The organism is Pseudoxanthomonas sp. GM95, assembly GCF_900109775.1.
In the GTDB taxonomy this organism is placed as follows: domain Bacteria; phylum Pseudomonadota; class Gammaproteobacteria; order Xanthomonadales; family Xanthomonadaceae; genus Pseudoxanthomonas_A.
In genome coordinates, this window is the sequence record NZ_FOAX01000004.1 from 245462 (window position 1) to 263215 (window position 17754).

Here is a 17754-nt window from a genome sequence, read left to right on the forward strand (position 1 = left end):
GTAGACGCGATGGACGCCGCCCAATGGCAACGCCTGTCGCCGCTGCTGGACTTGCTGCTGGACATGAATGGGCCCCAGCGCGCGCAGCAGCTGGCCCTGATCCGCCGCGAGGACGCCACGCTCGCCGATGAACTCGACGCGCTGCTCGCGCTGGAAGAAGACACCGAGGGCGCCTGGCCGCCGCCGCTGCACGAATCCCAGCCGCACCTGCAGGAAGGCGCCCGCCTGGGGCCTTACAAGCTCGAACGGCTGCTGGGCGAAGGCGGCATGGGGATGGTCTGGTCGGCCAAGCGCGCCGACAACGGCTTCCAGCGGCGGGTGGCGCTCAAGCTGCTGCATCCGGGCATCGCCGACCATCGCCTGCGCATGCGCTTCTCACGCGAGCGCGACATCCTGGCGCGGCTGGAGCATCCCAACATCGCGCGCCTGCTCGACGCCGGCGTCGGCGAACAGGGCCAACCTTACCTCGCGCTGGAATACGTCGAAGGGATCTCGATCACCGACTACTGCCAGCAGCACATGCTGGGCGTGGAAGCGCGCCTGGCCCTGTTCCGCCAGGTCTGCCTGGCCGTCAGCCACGCGCATGCCAACCTGATCGTCCACCGTGACCTCAAGCCGTCCAACATCCTGGTCACCGCCAACGGCGACACGCGGCTGCTGGATTTCGGCATCGCCAAACTGCTCGATTCACCCGACGGCGGCGCACGCACCGAGCTGCGCGCGTTCACCCTGCACTACGCCGCGCCCGAGCAGGTCCGCGGCGAGCCGGTGACCACGCGCACCGATGTGTATTCGCTGGGGGTGGTTCTGTACGAACTGCTGGCCGGCACCAAGCCGTATCGGCTGCGTGGCGACAACCCGATGGAATGGGAGCAGGCCATCGTCGCGGTCGAACCGTTGCGGCCTTCGCAGGCGCTGCTGAGTTCTGCCCAGGGCAAGGAACTGCGGCTGGACCTGATGCGCCAGTCGCGGCGTCTGCGCGGTGACCTGGACCGCATCACGCTCAAGGCGCTGGCCAAGAAGCCCGAGCACCGCTACCCCTCGGTGGAGGCACTGTCGGCCGACCTGCGCCGATACCTCGATGGCATGCCGGTGCTCGCGCAACGCCAGAGCGTGGGCTATCGCCTGGGCAAGTACATCCTGCGCCAGCGCTGGTGGCTGCTGGCCGCGTCCATGACCACCTTCATCCTGCTCGGCGCCGCGGCGATCAGCCTGCGCCAGGCGCGCGATGCCGTACACGAAGCGCAGCGTGCGCAGGCGATGCAGGATTTCGTGATCGGCCTGTTCGACGGCACCGGCGCCTCGCCGCGTGGCGATGCGTTCGATACACGCAAGATGCTCGATGCCGGCGTGGCGCGCGGCGAACGTGAGCTGTCCGGTCAGCCGCTGGCGCATGCAGAGCTGCTGGGCGTGGTGGGGCGGCTGCGGATCGGCCTGGGTGATTACGACCAGGCGCTGGTGCTGCTCGAACGTGCGCAGGCATTGCTCAAGGACCGCGGCGATGTGTCACCGCAGCTGCTGCTGCAGATCACCGCCCAACACGGCCGCGCGCTGCGCATGCTCGATCGCAGCGATGCCTGCATCAGCCAGATGGCGCCATTCGAACCGATGACACGCACCCTGCCCGGTCACGATGCGGAGGTGGCCGAATTCCTCTCCCAGTACGCGCGCTGCCTGCGGCCGCGTGGCGATCGCACGCTCACCCGCGCGCTGTTCGACCATGCGCTGCAGCGCCGGCAGGCGCTGCGCGACGAAGCCGGCGTGGCCGAGAACATGCTGGACCTGGCCCTGCTCGACACCGACATGGCGCGCGAGCGCGAGGCGCTGGCCGGCTATCGCGCTGCGCTGGACCATCTGTATCGCCACGCGGGCCATGACCATCCGCTGGCAGTCGAGATCCTGCGCGCGCTCGGCGCGTCACAGCGCGTGCGCGGCGATACCGTGCAGGCCCAGCAGAGTTACGGCGAGGCGATGCGGCTCTCCGAGCAGATCAACGGTCCCAACCACCCGATCACACTGGGACTGCAGCGCCAGCTGGTTGCCCTGCAGGTCGACCAGGGGCAGTACGTGGCGGCGCAGCAGCAGATGCGCAAGCTGCTGGCGCAGACCGCGAAGATCATGGGCGAGCACCATCGCGAGACCGGGCTGGCCTGGAACACGCTGGGCATCATCGCCTGGCAGCGCGGCGACCTGGACGAGGCGCGTCGCGATATCGAATACGCCGTGGACATCTGGCGTCGCCCGGAAGGCACGCGCCAGCTGGCCGGGGGGCTGTTCAATTACGGCATGGTCCTACAGAGCGCCGGGCGCAACGACGAAGCGCTGGCCGCGCTGCGCGAGGCGCGTGCGATGCGCGTGGCCAACTTCGGCGAGCAGCATCCGCTGGTCGGCGACACCGATCGCATGATCGGCCAGGTGCTGTCCGAACGCGGCGATGCTGCTGCGGCCAAACCGTGGCTGGAAAGCGCGGTGATGCTGGCCCGCAAGGGCTATCCAGCCGATCATCCGCGCCGGCTGTTCGCCGAACTCTCGCTGGCCCGCAACCAGGCGCTACTGGGCCAAAACGAGAAAGCGCTGGCGGTGCTGGACAGCCTGGCCAGCACGCGCGGCGACGGCAGCGAGTTCGCGCGCCTGCGCTGGAGCGCCAGCGCCTACGCGGCCGAAGCGCGCTGCAGCAGCGGCGCGCCGGAAGCAGCGGTGCGCACGCTCAACGGCCTGCTGGAAACCCTGCAACAGGCCCAGCCCGACGGCGGCGTGATCCCGCGCGAAGTGGCCGAAATCCGCACGCGCTGCGTACGCCTGGCTGGCGTCAAAGGGGCAAGGCGGCCTGCAGTGGCTGCATTGCCGATTCGCCGCGGGTGATTTTCTTGTACTCGGCGCGGCTGACCGACACATAGGACTCGTTGCCGCCGATCTCGACCTGCGGCCCGTCGTGCACCACGCGCCCGTTGGCGTCCACGCGCACGGTCATCGTGGCCTTGGCGCCGGTGTGGCAGATGGTCTTGATCTCGGTGAGCTCATCAGCCCAGGCCAGCAGCGCCTGGCTGCCTTCGAACAGCTCGCCGCGGAAATCCGTCCGCAGGCCGTAGCACAGCACCGGAATGCGGCGCTCATCGACCACGTCGCTGAGCTGCCACACCTGCGAACGCGTGAGGAACTGCGCTTCGTCCACCAACACGCAATGCAGCGGTCCGTGCGCCGCGATATCCGCATCCACCGTCTGCAGCAGGTCGTCGTCGCTGGTAAAAGCCGTGCCTTCGGCGCGCAGGCCAATGCGCGAGGCGACCACGCCGGTGCCGGCGCGATGGTCCAGCCGCGGCGTCAGGATCAGCACCCGCATCCCGCGCTCACGATAGTTGTGCGCCGACTGCAACAGTGTGGTGGTCTTGCCGGCGTTCATCGCCGAATAATAGAAATAGAGCTTGGCCATGGCGGTAATTCTAGCGGCTGACCAAGCGCTAAAAATCCGCGCATCCCGTGCTCTAGGCGGAATGCTCGTGGGTTCAGGGATTCGCCGGCGCTGAATTTGGCGCTGAGTGATCCTCTGGAACTTCCAGCGGGATACCCTCGACATCACCGACAGTCACGATGCCCGGATTTTCTTTTGCCCACAGTCGATCTTGCATCGACCAATACTGCGTCGGCTGCCAGAACTGTGGCGCGTAAAAGCGCTGGGCGTCGATGCCGCCTCCACGCGGGGAGTTGATGACAAGCGCGGAAGCGCCAGTGCCACCAAGCAAGCTCCCCGTGCTCCGCCGCGCTTCTCGCTTCAACACGGCTTCCCAGCGCGGCTTGGCGACTTCATCCCCGTAATCGGCGAGCATTTTCTTGTCTTGGCGAACTGCGCGCTTGCGCTCGTCTTCGGTGAGCTGACGCCAATAATCCATCTTGTGCGCGGTAAAACTCTCGTAGCCTCGCTCAGCCGCTAATGCCATGAACAGGAAGCCCATCACCCGGTCCTGCGTACCGCCTTCCCCGTTCCAATACATCTCACCCAAGCGCGCCTGCGAGGGCTTATCGGCATATCGCGCGGCGAGTCGATATTGCTTGCGTGCCTCGCTGAAGTCGCGGTCCTTGTCCGCACGCATCCCGGCGCGGCGATAAAAAAGATCCAGATGACCCTGAAAAAAGCCATCGGTCATCACATCTGCAGGAACGTCGTAGAAGGTTGCCTTCTTCGAGGCCGCATCGGCCGTCGCCGTAAACCCCGTCGCGGCAAGTACCAGAGACAATCCAATGATTCCTTTCTTGATGCGCATTGCAGCTCCTCCTTGGGCTTGTGTAGCGATGATTCTAGATCGGCCCGCGCGCGCTTTTCTATAAACTAAAGACCTACTGCAAGGCCTCCGTTCATGGATTTCCTCAACCCCCCACAGCGCGCGGCGGTGCTGCACGTGCACGGTCCGCTGCTGGTGCTGGCTGGCGCCGGCAGCGGCAAGACGCGCGTGATCATCGAAAAGATCGCGCATCTGATCGCGTCCAAACGCATGCCCGCCAAGCGCATCGCGGCGATCACCTTCACCAACAAGTCGGCCAAGGAAATGCGCGAGCGCCTGGCCAAGCGGATCAAGGGCGATGCGGCCGAAGGCCTGACCATCTGCACCTTCCACGCACTGGGGTTGAAGTTCCTGCAGATCGAGCACGCCGCGGCGGGGCTGAAGCGCAACTTTTCCATCTTCGATGCCGACGATGCAAACGCGCAGATCAAGGACCTGATGCCGGGCGCCAAGCCCGACGCGGTCGAGCTGATGAAAAGCCTGATCTCGCGCGCCAAGAATGCCGGCCTGTCGCCCGAGCAGACCGCCGAGCTGGCGCGCAGCCCGCGCGAGGTGGAAGCCGCCGCGCTGTACGCGCGCTACCAGGCGCGCCTGGCCAGCTTCAACGCGGTGGATTTCGATGACCTGATCCGCCTGCCGGTGCAGATCCTGGAGGCCAACCCGGAGATCACCGCCGGCTGGCGCGAGCGCATCGGCTATCTGCTGGTGGACGAGTGCCAGGACACCAACGACGCGCAGTACCGCCTGCTCAAAGCGATCGCCGGGCCGCGCGGCGACTTCACCTGCGTGGGCGACGACGACCAGAGCATCTACGCGTGGCGTGGTGCCAACCCGGAAAACCTGCTGCAGATGGGCCGCGACTATCCGCAGCTGGAGATCATCAAGCTGGAGCAGAACTATCGCTGCTCCAACCGCGTGCTGCGCGCGGCCAATGCGCTGATCGCGCACAACCCGCACGAGCATCTCAAGCAGCTGTGGTCCGACCAGGCCGACGGCGAGCGTATCCGCGTGTGGGAATGCCGCGACAACGACCACGAGGCGGAAAAGGTCGCCGCGGAAATCTCGTACCTGCAGACCGCCAAGCAGGTGCCGTGGAACGAGTTCTGCATTTTGTTCCGCGGCAATTTCCAGTCGCGCGTGATCGAAAAGGCGCTGCAGCTGCTGCGCATTCCGTATCACCTGACTGGCGGCACGGCGTTCCTGGAACGGCAGGAAGTGAAGGATTCGCTGAGCTGGCTGCGGCTGGTGGCCAATCCGGATGACGACGCGGCCTTCCTGCGCGCGGTGCAGTCGCCCAAGCGCGAAGTCGGTGCGACCTCGCTGGCCAAGCTGGCCGAGATGGCGCAGGCGCGACACCTGCCGATGGCGCGCACGGCCGAGATCACTGGCGCGCTGCAGGCGCTGCCGCCACGCGCCGCCAACGGCCTGGCCGCCTTCAACGACGTGCTGCACGAGCTGCGCGCGCAGGCGCCCAAGCTGCCGGCGGCCGACTTGGTGCGCCTGCTGGCCGAGCGTTCGGGCCTGCTGGCCGATTTGCGCGTGCAATCCAAGGACGAGCCGTCCTTCCAGCGCCGCAAGGCCAACCTGGAGGAACTGGCCGACTGGTTCGGTGGCGGCCCGCGCGGCGCCACGGCCGGCGACCTGGCCGCGCAGCTGGCGCTGCTGTCGCGCAACGACAAGGACGACGGCGGCAACCAGGTGCGGATGATGACCCTGCACGCGGCCAAGGGCCTGGAGTTCCGCTACGTGTTCATCGTCGGCTGCGAGGACGGCGTGCTGCCGCACGAAGCCGCACTGGAAGAAGGCTCGCTGGAGGAAGAGCGCCGGCTGATGTACGTGGGCATCACCCGCGCCAAGCAGGGCCTGTACCTCAGCCACAGCCGCACCACGCGCAAGTTCCGCGAGCTGATGCGGCTGCAGCCGAGCCGCTTCCTCGACGAACTGCCGCAGGCCGAATTGCAGCGCGATGGAGCGGATCCCGTGCTGGATGCGGCCAGCAAGCAGGAGCGCGCGAAGGCCGGCATGGCGGCGATCCAGGCGCTGTTCGACGACTGATCCGGTCCACGCATTTGCGGTAGTAGGGCGCGACGCCGAAGCGCCTCGCCTACTCCCTCGCGAAACGCGCTACGGCTTGGCGTCGGCCGGCACCGTCATCGCCGGCACCTCGGCCGGAACGACCATCGGGGCGGGCGCCAAGGGCGCGCCGGACAGCACGGCGACCGGTGCTTCGGCCGCTGGCTTGGGCTGGGCCGAGGCGGACTGGACTTCCATCAGCACCTGCTGGACCAGCGCATCGGTGGCTTCGGCAGCGGTCATCTTTTTCCGGCGCGTGGGCGGCATCGCGCGGGCGGGCGCCTGTGGTGGCACCCGCACCGACGGCGGAACGGCGACCGGCGGTGGCGCCGAGGCCATCGACACGCCGGGCATCATCTGACGGATCAGCGCGGCGGTGGCTTCCGCGGCGGCGGCGTTCACCGCGGCGCGGCTGGGGGCGGGGGCTGAAGGTGCGATCACCGGTGCGGGCGCTAGCGGCTCGGCGGCGGGAACCTGCGCGACACGCGGGACTGCAGCGACCGGCGGCGCTTTCGCAATCGATGCGGTGGACGGCGTCGGTGCCGCCACGGGCGGCGGCGTGATCGACCTGGCCACGGCTGGCGTCGATGACGCAACGGGCGTCACGGTCGGCGTTCTGGCCGAATTGGCAGGACGCGACGGCTGGGCTGATGCCGGTGGTGCCGAAACGGGTGATGGCGTGACCAGACGGGCTTGCGTCGTCGGGGGCGGCGTGACCGCGGCGATCACGGCTGGCGACTTGGTGGGCACAGGCGTGGAAGGCGCAGGGGCCTGCGCAGCGGGCGCGACCGGTTTGGTCGAGGCGGCAGCCACTGTCATCGACGGCGCCTTGGCAGCGCCGGACGTAGCGGTCGGCGCGGGGGGCTTCGAAGCGACAGGCGCAGCAGGGGCGGCTTGCACACTGGGCGCGCGAACCGGCTGCGGAGCCGCCGCGACGGCGGTTGGCTTAGGCGCTGATGACAACACTGCCGGCGGCGGCGCGGCGGCGACCGCAGACGCCGTCGAACGAGATGGCGTTGGTGCAGGCACGGCCGGCGCGACGACGGGCGCCTGTGCAACGCGCGGCGGGGCGACGACCGGCGGCGTTGGCGCAGCAACAGCCGGGGCCGGCACAGCAGCAGCAACCCTTTCAGGCGCGGGCGCCGCAGTGACTTCAGTTGCAACGGGCGCTGTCGCTTCTGGCTCGGCAGCCGCCGCCACCGCCGGCGTCGCCGCTTCCAGCCAGTGCGAGGACGGCAGCACGCAGGATAGCGTGCGCCCGTACAGCTCGGCCTTCACCCGGCCCTGGTGGACGAAGATGTTCGCGCCGGTGCGCTGGTATTTGAGGCCGCCATTGGTGGGCTGCAGGAACACGATTGCCTGCTGGCGACCGAAGCCCAGCACCGCGAACGGCGGGTCGAGCTTGCTGTAGAACGCCGCGGTCAGCGGCGTGCCGGTGCCCGTGCAGGAAAACGCCACCTGGGTGCGCGCGACGTTGCTCGGGTCCTGCAGCGCCAGTTCGGCCAGGCGGGTGCGGCTGGCCTCGGCCACGCAGTCGCGCGGGTCGGCGGCCTTGAGGCAGGTTTCGCGACTGGCTTCCCAGGCCTGTTCGGCCTTGGACAGCTGCGCGCGATCCGCACCGCTGCGCAGGCGCGTGGCGAGGTAGGCGTCGTGGGCCTGGCGATCGAGCATCGCCAACTCGGGCTCGGCGCAGATCAGCTGCTGCAGTTCGGTCAGCGGTGCATCCAGCGGCAAGGTGGGCCCGCCTTCGATCAGCGGGCCGGGACACGGAAACGAGGCCTTGATCGCGATCTGTGGCGCCGGCCTGTCGGGCATGGCCTCCAGCGTGGAAGGCGCGGCGGCCGGTGCAGCGGCTGCGACCGGCGGCTTGCGGTCACAGCCGGCGAGCGCAACGAACAACACAACGCCTGCCGGCAGGATCATGCGCATGAAACGGGTTCCGCTTAGGCGCTTGCGCGCGTCATTTCGTTTCACGCCGAAGGCGGCGCGCTCAGGACAGTTGCGGCGCTTCGGGCGCGGCGCTGTCGCCTTCGAGTCGCGCCAGGCGCGCTTCGAGTTCGGCGATGCGCGCTTCGAGTTCGGCGACGCGATGATCCAGTTCGCTGCTGCCGCCACCGGAAGACGACGCCGCCACGCGCGCGCTGATCGCTTCCACGTCCACTACGCCGGACAGCAGGTGCATCCAGCGATCCTCGCGCTGGCCTGGGCCGCGCGGGATCTGCACCACCAGCGCGGGCTCGCGATGGGCCATTCGCTCCAGATGGTGGCGCGCGTCTTCGGCGTCGGCGAACTTCACCAGCCGCTCGGCGCGGGCCAGCAGTTCGTTGACCGTCTGCGGTCCACGCAGCAGCAGCAGGCCCAGCAACGCGATCTGCTGGTTGGGCAGGCTGAAGACCTTGCCGGTCAGGTGCTCGTAGCGGTCGGCGCGCGAGGAGAACTGCTGGCGCGCCAGGCCCAGCGTTTCCAGCGTGCGCAGGGCGTGCTGCACGGCGCCGGATTGCAGGTTCATTACCGGGTCGCGCGCGGTCTTCTGGTTGGCAGCCGAGACCGCGGCGTTGACCGTCAGCGGATAGACGTCGGGCGTGGTGGCCTCTTTCTCGATCAGGCAGCCCAGCAGACGCGCCTGGGCAGCGTCGAGCACGGGCAGGTCGGCGGAATCGGACATGGGGCGGCACCTGTTGCAGCGATCGGAGCCGGCAAGCATAGCCGCCGCTTGCGACCGGCAGGGTACGAGATCCTGCGCATCGCGCCCTAGTCCGCGGGATGGCAACCAGCAGACCCTGAAGTCCAGCCGTCACCGGCAGCCGCTAAACTAGCGCGTCCCTTCCGCGTCGATCTTTTCCCACGTGACCGCAACCCGAACGCTGCTCCTGAGCTGCTGCACCGTGCTGGCCCTGGCCGCCTGCAAGCGCACCGAACCCGCCGCCCCGGCCGCCTCGGCCGAAGCCAAGCCGGCAATCCAGCCGGTGCCGACCACGCCCACCGCGGCGGCCGACGACAACCTCAACGCGGTCCTGTGGGTGCAGCGTTCGGCCGAATACAAGGCGCTGTCCGAGCAGACCTACCGCGCCGCCGCCGACCACCTGGATGCCGCGCTCAAAGAGAAGCACTGGGACGCGCTGGTGCCCGACGAACGCGGCAACGCCACCACCGGCCTCAAGCCGGCGGTGATCCTGGACGTGGACGAGACCGTGCTGGACAACTCGCCCTATCAGGCACGCCTGATCGCCGACCACGCCCAGTACGACGAAGTCACCTGGGACCAGTGGGTCGCCGAGAAGAAGGCCAAGGCCGTGCCGGGCGTGGTCGAGTTCGCCAAGGCCGCCAACGCCAAGGGCGTGACCCTGCTGTACATCTCCAACCGCGCCGTGCACCTGAAGGAGGCGACCCTGGCCAACCTGCGCCAGGCCGGCCTGCCGGTGGCAGATGACAGCGTGTTCCTGGGCCTGGGCACCAACGTGCCGGGCTGCGAGCAGAACGGCACCGAGAAGAACTGCCGCCGCAAGCTGGCCGGGCAGCAGTACCGCGTGCTGATGCAGTTCGGCGACCAGCTGGGCGACTTCACCCAGGTCATCGCCAACACTGAGGACGGCCGCCAGCAGCTGCTGGACAAGTACGACGACTGGTTCGGCGAGCGCTGGTGGATGCTGGCCGGCCCGACCTACGGGTCGTGGGAGCCGGCGCTGTTCAACAACGACTGGGAACAGCCGGTCGACGCTCGTCGCGCCGCCAAGCGCGCCGCGCTGGACCTGGCCCGATGAGCCCGCGCGCACCGTTGGCCCTGGGCCCGCGCGAGCGGCTGATCGTGGCCCTGGACGAACCCACCGGCGCGCAGGCGCTGGAATGGGTGGACCGGCTGGGCGATGCGGTGTCGTTCTACAAGATCGGCATGGAGCTGCTGGCCTCGGGCGACTATTTCACCGTGCTCGACGCGCTGGCCAAGCGGGACAAGAAGATCTTCGTCGACCTGAAATTCTTCGACATCCCGGCCACCATCGCCGGGGTGATCGGCGGGCTGTCGCGCTGGCCGGTGACCTTCGCCACCATCCACGGCTGGCACGCCGGGATGATGGAAGCCGCCGCGCAGGCGCGCAGCGGCGACCTGCGCCTGCTGGCGGTGACCGTGCTGACCTCGATGGACCGCACCGACCTGGCCGCGATGGGCATCGATCACGAGCCGCGCGAGGTGGTCGTCCAGCGCGCGCTGGCCGCCCAGGCCGCCGGCATCGACGGGGTGATCTGCTCGGGCCAGGAAGCCGCGCCGGTGCGCGCGGCCACCGGTGCGGGCTTCGACATCGTCTGCCCGGGCATCCGCCCGGCCGGCAGTGCTGTCGGCGACCAGAAGCGCACCTTGGGCGTGGCCGAGGCCTTCGCCGCCGGCGCCAACGCCATCGTGGTCGGCCGGCCGATTCGGCAGGCGCCCGATCCGCGTGTCGCGGCCGAAGCCATGCAGGCAGAAATCGCAGAACTCGTCAAATAAAACAATCACTTGCATTGCAATACTTCAAGTATTGCTTCGCATACGTTCAGACGTTAGGCTGTGCGCGTCCGGCTCAGGCCGGAGTTGTTGCCACATCCGATGTCCTCCGGGCCCGACCCGGATTTATCAGGCCCGACGTCGTCACCGACCGGGCCTTTTTTTTGCCCGTGTCACGCCAGTGCCTTGCCGATGTCCGCAGACACCGGCCAAGATGGCCTGCTCCACAGGGGGACCCCCCATGCTTCTGGCCCAGCGCATCCTCGCCGCCGTTCTCGCCTGTGCCCTGTTGGCGCTGGTCGCCTGCACCCCTGGCCAGCCGCCGGCGGTGGCCGACACGCCCGACGGCCCGGCCGCCACCGTGCGCCAGCTGGCCGACCTGCTGCGCCAGCACGACCTGTCCGGCTTCGCCCGCGCCGCGGTGCCACCGCAGGACTACCGGACCTTCGCCGACGCCTGGCAGCAGGACCTGAGCCGCTGGCCGCTGAGCGAACTGCCGCTGCCGGAGAAGATCGTGCCGATGCTAGGCGCGCTGTCGGCCAACGATGCCGAACGCCAGCTCGGCCAGGACTACGACCGCCAGCTGGCCGGGCAGGCAGCCGACCTGCGCAACGCGGCGCAGACGCTGGGCCTGTTCGTCGGCCAGTACGTGAAGACCCAGGGCGACTTCAGCCCCAGCCAGCGCGCGCACTTCGGCCAGGTCATCCCGGTGCTGGCCACCTGGGCGCAGGGCGCACCGCTGGCCGATGCGCCGCGCGCCCATACCGCGCTGCGCACCCTGGTCGCCGCCGCGCGCGCCACCCGGATCGACAGCGACGCCGACCTCAAGGCGGCCGGCATGGAAGCCGCGCTGGCGCAGCTGGATCCTTTCCTGGCCGCCTTCACCGGCGTGCTCTCCGATTACGGCCTGGACCTGGATGACAGCCTGGCCAAGTTGCAGACCGGCACGGTCACCACCAAGGACAACCTGGCCATGGTCGCGGTGACCTATCCACTGGCCAGCAAGCCGATCCAGCTGACCGTCACCCTGCGCCAGCAGGCCGGGCACTGGTACGTGGCCGATTACATGGACCAGGCCGCCGAACTGCGCGAAGCGCTGCAGAAAGCCACCCCGCCGGCGCCGGAACCCGAGCCGCCCGTGACCACGCCACCGCCAAGTGACGGCAAGGTCGCCCAGCGCGTGGGGACGGCCGTCAGGGGCCATTGGGCATAATGACGCCGATGCCTGAACAGAATCCCCTGCCTTTCCCCGCCGGCAAAGGCCCGGAAGACCCGCGACCGGACGCGGCCGACACCCCGGCCACGCCCGCGCCACCCGTCGCGCCAGAAGGCGCCGAACCGGCCCCGGCGCAGCTGCCGATCCCGGTGTCCGCGCCGATCGGCCGGCCCGGCAAGACCCCGCTGTGGGCGCGGCTTATGCACAAGCTGGTCGATCCCTGGGTCAACCTGGACATCGAGCCCGAAGCCCCCGGGGCGCTGATCGACAGCCGCCCGGTCTGCTACGTGCTGGAGGACTATGGCCTGTCCAACGCACTGATCCTGGACCGCGCCTGCCAGGCCGCCGGCCTGCCCTCGCCGCTACTGCCGCTGCCGGGCGACCCGATCCGGCGCAAGCGCGCCTACCTGGCCCTGTCGCGCCGCAACGCCAGCACGCTCATCCCTGAAGCCGGCAGCACCAAGACCCATTCGGACTCGCTGGCCAAACTGCTGCAGGCGCACCGCAACAACCTCGCACTGGACGTGCAGCTGGTGCCGGTGTCGATCTTCGTTGGCCGCGCGCCGGACAAGGCCAGCGGCTGGTTCTCGGTGCTGTTCTCGGAGAACTGGGCCATCGTCGGCCGCTTCCGCCGGCTGCTGGCGATCCTGCTCAACGGCCGCAGCACCATCGTGCGGTTCTCGCCGCCGGTCTCGATCCGCGACTCGGTCGAGGAAGCGCTGCCGCCCGAGCGCACCGTGCGCAAGCTCTCGCGCGTGCTGCGCACGCACTTCCACCGCATCCGCGAATCGGTGATCGGTCCCGACCTGTCCACCCGCCGCCTGCTGGTGGACCAGGTGCTGGCCGCCGAATCGGTCAAGGACGCCATCGCCGACCAGGCCCGCCGCGACAATTCCAAGCCCGAAGACGCGTGGAAGAAAGCCCACGCCGCCGCCTGGGAAATCGCTGCCGACTATTCCAATCCGGTGGTGCGCTCGGCCAGCTTCCTGCTGACCCACGTCTGGAACCGCATCTACGCCGGCGTGCTGGTCCACCACCTGGACAAGTTCAAGGACGCCGCGCCCGGGCACGAGATCGTCTACGTGCCCAGCCACCGCAGCCACATGGACTACCTGCTGCTGTCCTACCTGCTGTACGAACGCGGCATCGTGCCGCCGCACATCGCCGCGGGCATCAACCTCAACCTGCCGGTGATCGGCACGCTGCTGCGCAAGGGCGGCGCGTTCTTCATGCGCCGTAGTTTCCGCGGCAACCCGCTGTATTCGGCGGTGTTCACCGAGTACGTGGCGCAGCTGGTGTCGGGCGGGTATTCGCTGGAGTACTTCATCGAAGGCGGGCGCTCGCGCACCGGCCGGCTGGTGCCGCCCAAGGGCGGCATGATCTCGATGACCGTGCGCGCCTACCTGCGCCAGCCGCGCAAGCCGGTGCTGTTCCAGCCGGTGTACATCGGCTACGAGAAGCTGATCGAAGGCAACAGTTACCTGGACGAGCTCTCCGGCCGGCCCAAGCAGAAGGAATCGATCTGGGTCCTGCTGTGGAACATCCCGCAGATCCTGCGCCGCAACTACGGCCAGGTGGTGGTGAACTTCGGCGAGCCCATCGCATTGAACGACGTGCTGGCCGCGCGCGCGCCGGAGTGGAACGGCGAGCCGCTCAAAGAGGATGAAAAGCCCGCGTGGCTGGGCAATGTCGTCGATACGCTGGCCACCGACATCCACACCCGCATCAACGGCGCGGCCGACGTCAATCCGATCAACCTGCTGGCGCTGGCCCTGCTGTCCACGCCCAAGCACGCGATGGCCGAGGCCGACCTGATTGCGCAGATCGAGCTGTCCAAGACGCTTCTGGCGCGCCTGCCGTATTCGGACCGCGTCACCGTCTCTCCGCACAGCCCCGAGCGGATCATCGCCCACGGCCTGGAGATCAACGTCCTGCGCCGCATCCGCCATCCGCTGGGCGACGTGCTGGACGTGGTCGACGAAGACACCGCGGTGCTGCTGAGCTATTACCGCAACAACGTGCTGCACCTGTTCACGGCCGCGTCGTGGATCGCCTGCTGCTTCCAGAACAACCGCCGCATGTCGCGCCAGCGCCTGGTCGGGCTGGGCGTGCAGCTGTATCCGTTCCTGCAGGCCGAACTGTTCCTGCCGTGGACGCAGGAAGAATTCGCCGAGCGCATCGCGCGCACCATCGATGTCTTCATCGAAGCCCACCTGCTGGAGCAAGTCGGCGAGGAAGACGGCGGCATCCTGGCCCGCAACGCCGGCCAGACCGACGAGGTGTTCCGCCTGCGCGCGATCGGCCACTCCTTGCAGCAGGCCTTCGAGCGCTATTACATCGCCATCAGCGTGCTGGTGAAGAACGGCCCCGGCGTGCTCGGCACCGCCGAACTGGAAAGCCTGTGCCAGCAGGCCGCCCAGCGCCTGAGCCTGCTGTACGCACCGGCCGCGCCGGAGTTCTTCGATAAGACGCTGTTCCGCGGCTTCATCCAGAAGCTGCGCGAGCTTAAGCTGGTGTGGCCGGACGAAAACAGCAAGCTGCTGTTCGACGCGCGCCTGGATGCCTGGGCGCGCGACGCCAAGATCATCCTGGGCCGCGAACTGCGCCACACCATCGAACGCGTCAGCCCCGAGGCCGCGCGCCCCGTGCCGGCTCCTGATCTTTCAGAATGAACGACACGAAAAAGGCGCCTTCAAGGCGCCTTTTTTCCGTCCGTGGGAGGAGTGGCCTCAGCCCAGCATCGGGAAGGCCTGGGCGAGCCAGGCATGGGCCGACTCGCCGATCTCCGGCTGCCGCACCAGGTCCAGCAGCGGCGACTGGCTGGCCAGCAGGTCGGCCTGGTATTCGCAGACCAGGGCCATGCGCAGGGTCGCGGTGCCACCGGGCAGGATCGCCGGCGGCAAATACTCGCGGAAGCCGTAGAAGGCGAACAACGCGTGCAGCTCCGGCGCGCAGCTGATCAGGCCGAACCGCACGCCCGAGTCGCGCACCAGCCGGTAGGTCTCGCGCATCAGCAGGTCGATGACCGGCCGGGTGCGGTAATCGGCCAGCACCGACAGGCGCGAACCGACCACGATGCTCTCCGCTGGCCAGCTGCCGGCGAAGCGCTCCAGCCGCAGCAAGGCGCCCATCTCGCGACGCAGCTGCGGGGTGTCGGCCGCGTGGATGCGCAGCGCCGCCACCAGCTCCTCGCCATGCGAGATCGCCACGGTGGTGCCGCTCTGTTCCAGGCCGTCCTGTTCCAGCGACTCGCCATGCTCGTCGTGCAGGCGTTGGCGCAGGCCGGCCAGGGCCAGCCCAGCGTGGCCCGGACCGAAGCGGACCGGCTGGAGGACAGCCCCCTCGCGCGGAAGGGACGGGATGTAAGACGCACTGGAAGCAACGGAGTACATGGAGCCCGGAGCACCGCTAAAGCCCGGAAGGTCCGGGTCGAGTTCCAGGTGTCAAGCAAACATCGGGCCAAGCGACCCGGGCCGGCGCCAAGTGCCCGTCATGCAATGCAATCGACCGATCCGCCCTGGCCCGGCGCCCCCTCCTCGCGGGTGACGCCTTGTGTCACAAGCCGCCAAGCGCGGCCCGAATTGCCCCGATCGGCCGCTGCGGCCTTACGCCGGCTCGTCCGGGATCAGCGCGCTCTCCAGCCGGGCGATGCAGTCCTTGAGCCAGAGCTTGCGCTTCTTCAGGCGCTTGACGGTCAGCTCGTCGGCCTGCAGCTCGGCCACGCGCTCGGCGATCTCCACGTCCAGGTCGCGGTGCTCGCGCCGCAAGGCGGACAGGCGGGAAACGACCTCGGGGGTGGGAATGGCGTTGTCCATCGATCCAGCATACCGCCGCACTGTGTCGGTGCGGCAGGCACCCGGATGCCGGGGCCATCGCCCCGGCGGGACGGACACATCTGCTGACAATTGCGCGCCCCCGTTCACCCGACGTGCCCGGCAGCGGCCCGCTAAACTCACCGCCAATGCCCGCCGCCCTGCCCCTGCAGCTGTTGCACGACCCTGCGCCGCCGCGCGCGGATGCGCCGCGTGCGTCCGGCGATCAGGCACGCCTGGCCAAGGCGCTGCGCCGCCAGGTCGGCCAGGCCATCGCCGATTACGGGATGATCGAAGCCGGCGACAAGGTGATGGTCTGCCTGTCCGGCGGCAAGGACAGCTACACCCTGCTGGACCTGCTGCTGCAGCTACAGAAGAAGGCGCCGGTGCCGTTCGAGCTGGTCGCGGTCAACCTGGACCAGAAGCAGCCGGGCTTCCCCGAGCACGTCCTGCCGGAGTACCTGCGCGCGCTAGGCGTGCCTTACCAGATCATCGAGCAGGACACCTATTCGGTCGTGACCCGGGTCGTACCCGAGGGCAAGACGATGTGTTCGCTGTGCTCGCGGCTGCGGCGCGGCGCGCTGTATGCCCACGCAGCCAAGCACGGCTTCACCAAGATCGCGCTGGGCCACCATCGCGACGATGCGGTGGCCACGTTCTTCATGAACCTGTTCCACCACGCCAAGCTGGCCGCGATGCCGCCCAAGCTACTCTCCGACGACGGCCGCCACGTGGTGATCCGGCCGCTGATCACCGTGCGCGAGGCGGACATCGTGCAGTACGCCGAGGCGCGCCGGTTCCCGATCATTCCCTGCACCCTGTGTGGCAGCCAGGAGAATCTGCAGCGTCGCCAGGTCGGCCAGCTGCTGCAGCAATGGGACCGCGACCATCCCGGCCGCGTCGACCAGATCGCCCGCGCCCTGGCCGATGTGCGCCCGGCGCAGCTGGCCGACCCGGCCCTGTTCGATTTCGCTGCGCTGGTGGCGCAGGCCGCGCCGGCGTGTAGCGAGAAGGACGCCACCGACTGACAGGATTTCCCCCGCTCGATCCCCCGCGCTGATCCGTGCCCGCGTTGGCCGGCAGCGTCTTCAAGAAAAGGAGTTTTTGCGTGATCAAGCCCCTCGTTGTCCCCGCCTGCGTGTTGCTGGCCTCCACCCTGGTCCTGTCGGCCTGCAAGAAGCCCGAGCCCCCCAGCGAGACCACGCCCGCGGCCGCGCCGGCGGCAACCACGCCACCTGCCAGCGCACCGGCTGAAACGCCTCCGGCCGAACCCACCGCCGAACAGCGCGAAGCGGCCCAGAAACAGGCCAAGATCCAGCGCGCGCTGGACAACCAGAAGATCCTCGACGACCCCCAGGGCCAGTGGGCCACCGGCGCCACCGCCAGCAGCACCTACGCCACGGCGATCCCGACCAGCGAGCAGAGCTGGGCCGCGACCCAGGCCACCGGCGCGCCCGATGCGGAGAACACCAGCGGCGACAAACAGGGCTGGTCGCCTGAAAAAGCCAACGCCGGCATCGAATGGCTGGACCTGACCTACGACAAGCCGGTTTCGGCCAGCGCCGTGCGCGTGCGCCAGACCTACGGACCTGGCGCCATCATCAAGGTCGAGCTGGTCGACGAGGCCGGCGCGCGCCACACCGTCTGGGAAGGCGCCGACAACGACGCCTACGACGGCGGCGAGATCAACTGGTTCCAGCGCAGCTTCGATCCCACCACCTACAAGGCCAAGGGCGTGCGCCTGACCCTGGCAACCAATGCCATCAGCAACCGGGTGTCGATCGACGCGGTCCAGCTGGTCGGCCAGTAAGCGTGCAATCCGGGACCGCCGCCGGACCAGCCTGTCAAGGCTGTCCGGCACGGCCCCAACGGCGATAATCGGGGGCCATCTTCCGCGTC

The 17754-nt window shown here is 68.7% G+C and carries 14 protein-coding genes; 8 read left to right on the forward strand and 6 right to left on the reverse strand.

Annotated features, from left to right (window positions below; genetic code table 11):
* The first annotated feature begins 9 nt into the window (after window positions 1–9).
* Window positions 10–2862: a serine/threonine-protein kinase gene (locus BMZ17_RS19065; RefSeq protein ID WP_093143324.1), complete on the forward strand. Its 2853-nt coding sequence runs from the start codon at window positions 10–12 to the stop codon at window positions 2860–2862.
* Here BMZ17_RS19065 and BMZ17_RS19070 read toward each other — a convergent pair.
* Window positions 2810–3430 (reverse strand): thymidine kinase, encoded by a 621-nt coding sequence (locus tag BMZ17_RS19070; protein WP_093143328.1) that lies wholly within the window; start codon window positions 3428–3430, stop codon window positions 2810–2812. The genes BMZ17_RS19065 and BMZ17_RS19070 overlap by 53 nt on opposite strands.
* A 73-nt stretch (window positions 3431–3503) precedes the next feature.
* Window positions 3504–4259, reverse strand: coding sequence for an SEL1-like repeat protein (locus BMZ17_RS19075; protein WP_254775459.1), 756 nt, complete (start codon window positions 4257–4259; stop codon window positions 3504–3506).
* A 93-nt stretch (window positions 4260–4352) separates the two neighbouring features.
* Between BMZ17_RS19075 and BMZ17_RS19080 the strand changes: the two genes are divergently transcribed.
* Window positions 4353–6332, forward strand: coding sequence for a UvrD-helicase domain-containing protein (locus BMZ17_RS19080; RefSeq protein WP_093143333.1), 1980 nt, complete (start codon window positions 4353–4355; stop codon window positions 6330–6332).
* 69 nt (window positions 6333–6401) lie between these two features.
* Here BMZ17_RS19080 and BMZ17_RS19085 read toward each other — a convergent pair whose 3' ends face one another.
* Window positions 6402–8279: a hypothetical protein gene (locus tag BMZ17_RS19085; RefSeq protein WP_093143338.1), complete on the reverse strand. Its 1878-nt coding sequence runs from the start codon at window positions 8277–8279 to the stop codon at window positions 6402–6404.
* A gap of 61 nt (window positions 8280–8340) precedes the next feature.
* Window positions 8341–9015, reverse strand: a complete 675-nt coding sequence (locus BMZ17_RS19090) for a YceH family protein (RefSeq protein ID WP_093143342.1) — start codon at window positions 9013–9015, stop codon at window positions 8341–8343.
* A gap of 181 nt (window positions 9016–9196) precedes the next feature.
* Here BMZ17_RS19090 and BMZ17_RS19095 point away from each other — a divergent pair, with 181 nt between their 5' ends.
* The 4 genes from BMZ17_RS19095 to plsB all read left to right on the forward strand — a co-directional run bounded on the left by BMZ17_RS19095 (window position 9197) and on the right by plsB (window position 14715).
* Window positions 9197–10111, forward strand: a complete 915-nt coding sequence (locus BMZ17_RS19095; RefSeq protein WP_093143347.1) for a 5'-nucleotidase, lipoprotein e(P4) family — start codon at window positions 9197–9199, stop codon at window positions 10109–10111.
* Window positions 10108–10830, forward strand: a complete 723-nt coding sequence (pyrF, locus tag BMZ17_RS19100; protein WP_093143351.1) for an orotidine-5'-phosphate decarboxylase — start codon at window positions 10108–10110, stop codon at window positions 10828–10830. Before BMZ17_RS19095 ends, pyrF begins: the two co-directional genes overlap by 4 nt.
* A gap of 238 nt (window positions 10831–11068) precedes the next feature.
* Window positions 11069–12040 (forward strand): hypothetical protein, encoded by a 972-nt coding sequence (locus tag BMZ17_RS19105; RefSeq protein WP_093143355.1) that lies wholly within the window; start codon window positions 11069–11071, stop codon window positions 12038–12040.
* On the forward strand, window positions 12040–14715 hold the full coding sequence (plsB, locus tag BMZ17_RS19110) for a glycerol-3-phosphate 1-O-acyltransferase PlsB (RefSeq protein WP_093143360.1): 2676 nt from the start codon (window positions 12040–12042) through the stop codon (window positions 14713–14715). The genes BMZ17_RS19105 and plsB overlap by 1 nt, the downstream gene beginning before the upstream one ends.
* 57 nt (window positions 14716–14772) lie before the next feature.
* Here the strand turns inward: plsB and BMZ17_RS19115 are convergent, their stop codons facing one another.
* Together BMZ17_RS19115 and BMZ17_RS19120 are read right to left on the reverse strand one after the other, a co-directional pair.
* Entirely contained in the window at window positions 14773–15435 is a 663-nt protein-coding gene (locus tag BMZ17_RS19115) for a hypothetical protein (protein WP_093143365.1), read from the reverse strand.
* 213 nt (window positions 15436–15648) lie between these two features.
* Window positions 15649–15858, reverse strand: a complete 210-nt coding sequence (locus tag BMZ17_RS19120; RefSeq protein ID WP_093143369.1) for a YdcH family protein — start codon at window positions 15856–15858, stop codon at window positions 15649–15651.
* Window positions 15859–16004: 146 nt separating this feature from the next.
* Between BMZ17_RS19120 and ttcA the strand changes: the two genes are divergently transcribed.
* Both ttcA and BMZ17_RS19130 read left to right on the forward strand, forming a co-directional pair.
* Window positions 16005–16883: a tRNA 2-thiocytidine(32) synthetase TtcA gene (gene ttcA, locus BMZ17_RS19125; protein ID WP_093143374.1), complete on the forward strand. Its 879-nt coding sequence runs from the start codon at window positions 16005–16007 to the stop codon at window positions 16881–16883.
* A gap of 80 nt (window positions 16884–16963) precedes the next feature.
* Window positions 16964–17665 carry a hypothetical protein gene (locus tag BMZ17_RS19130; RefSeq protein ID WP_139203011.1) on the forward strand — a complete coding sequence of 234 codons (702 nt, stop codon included), beginning with the start codon at window positions 16964–16966 and terminating at the stop codon, window positions 17663–17665.
* Window positions 17666–17754: the final 89 nt, after the last annotated feature.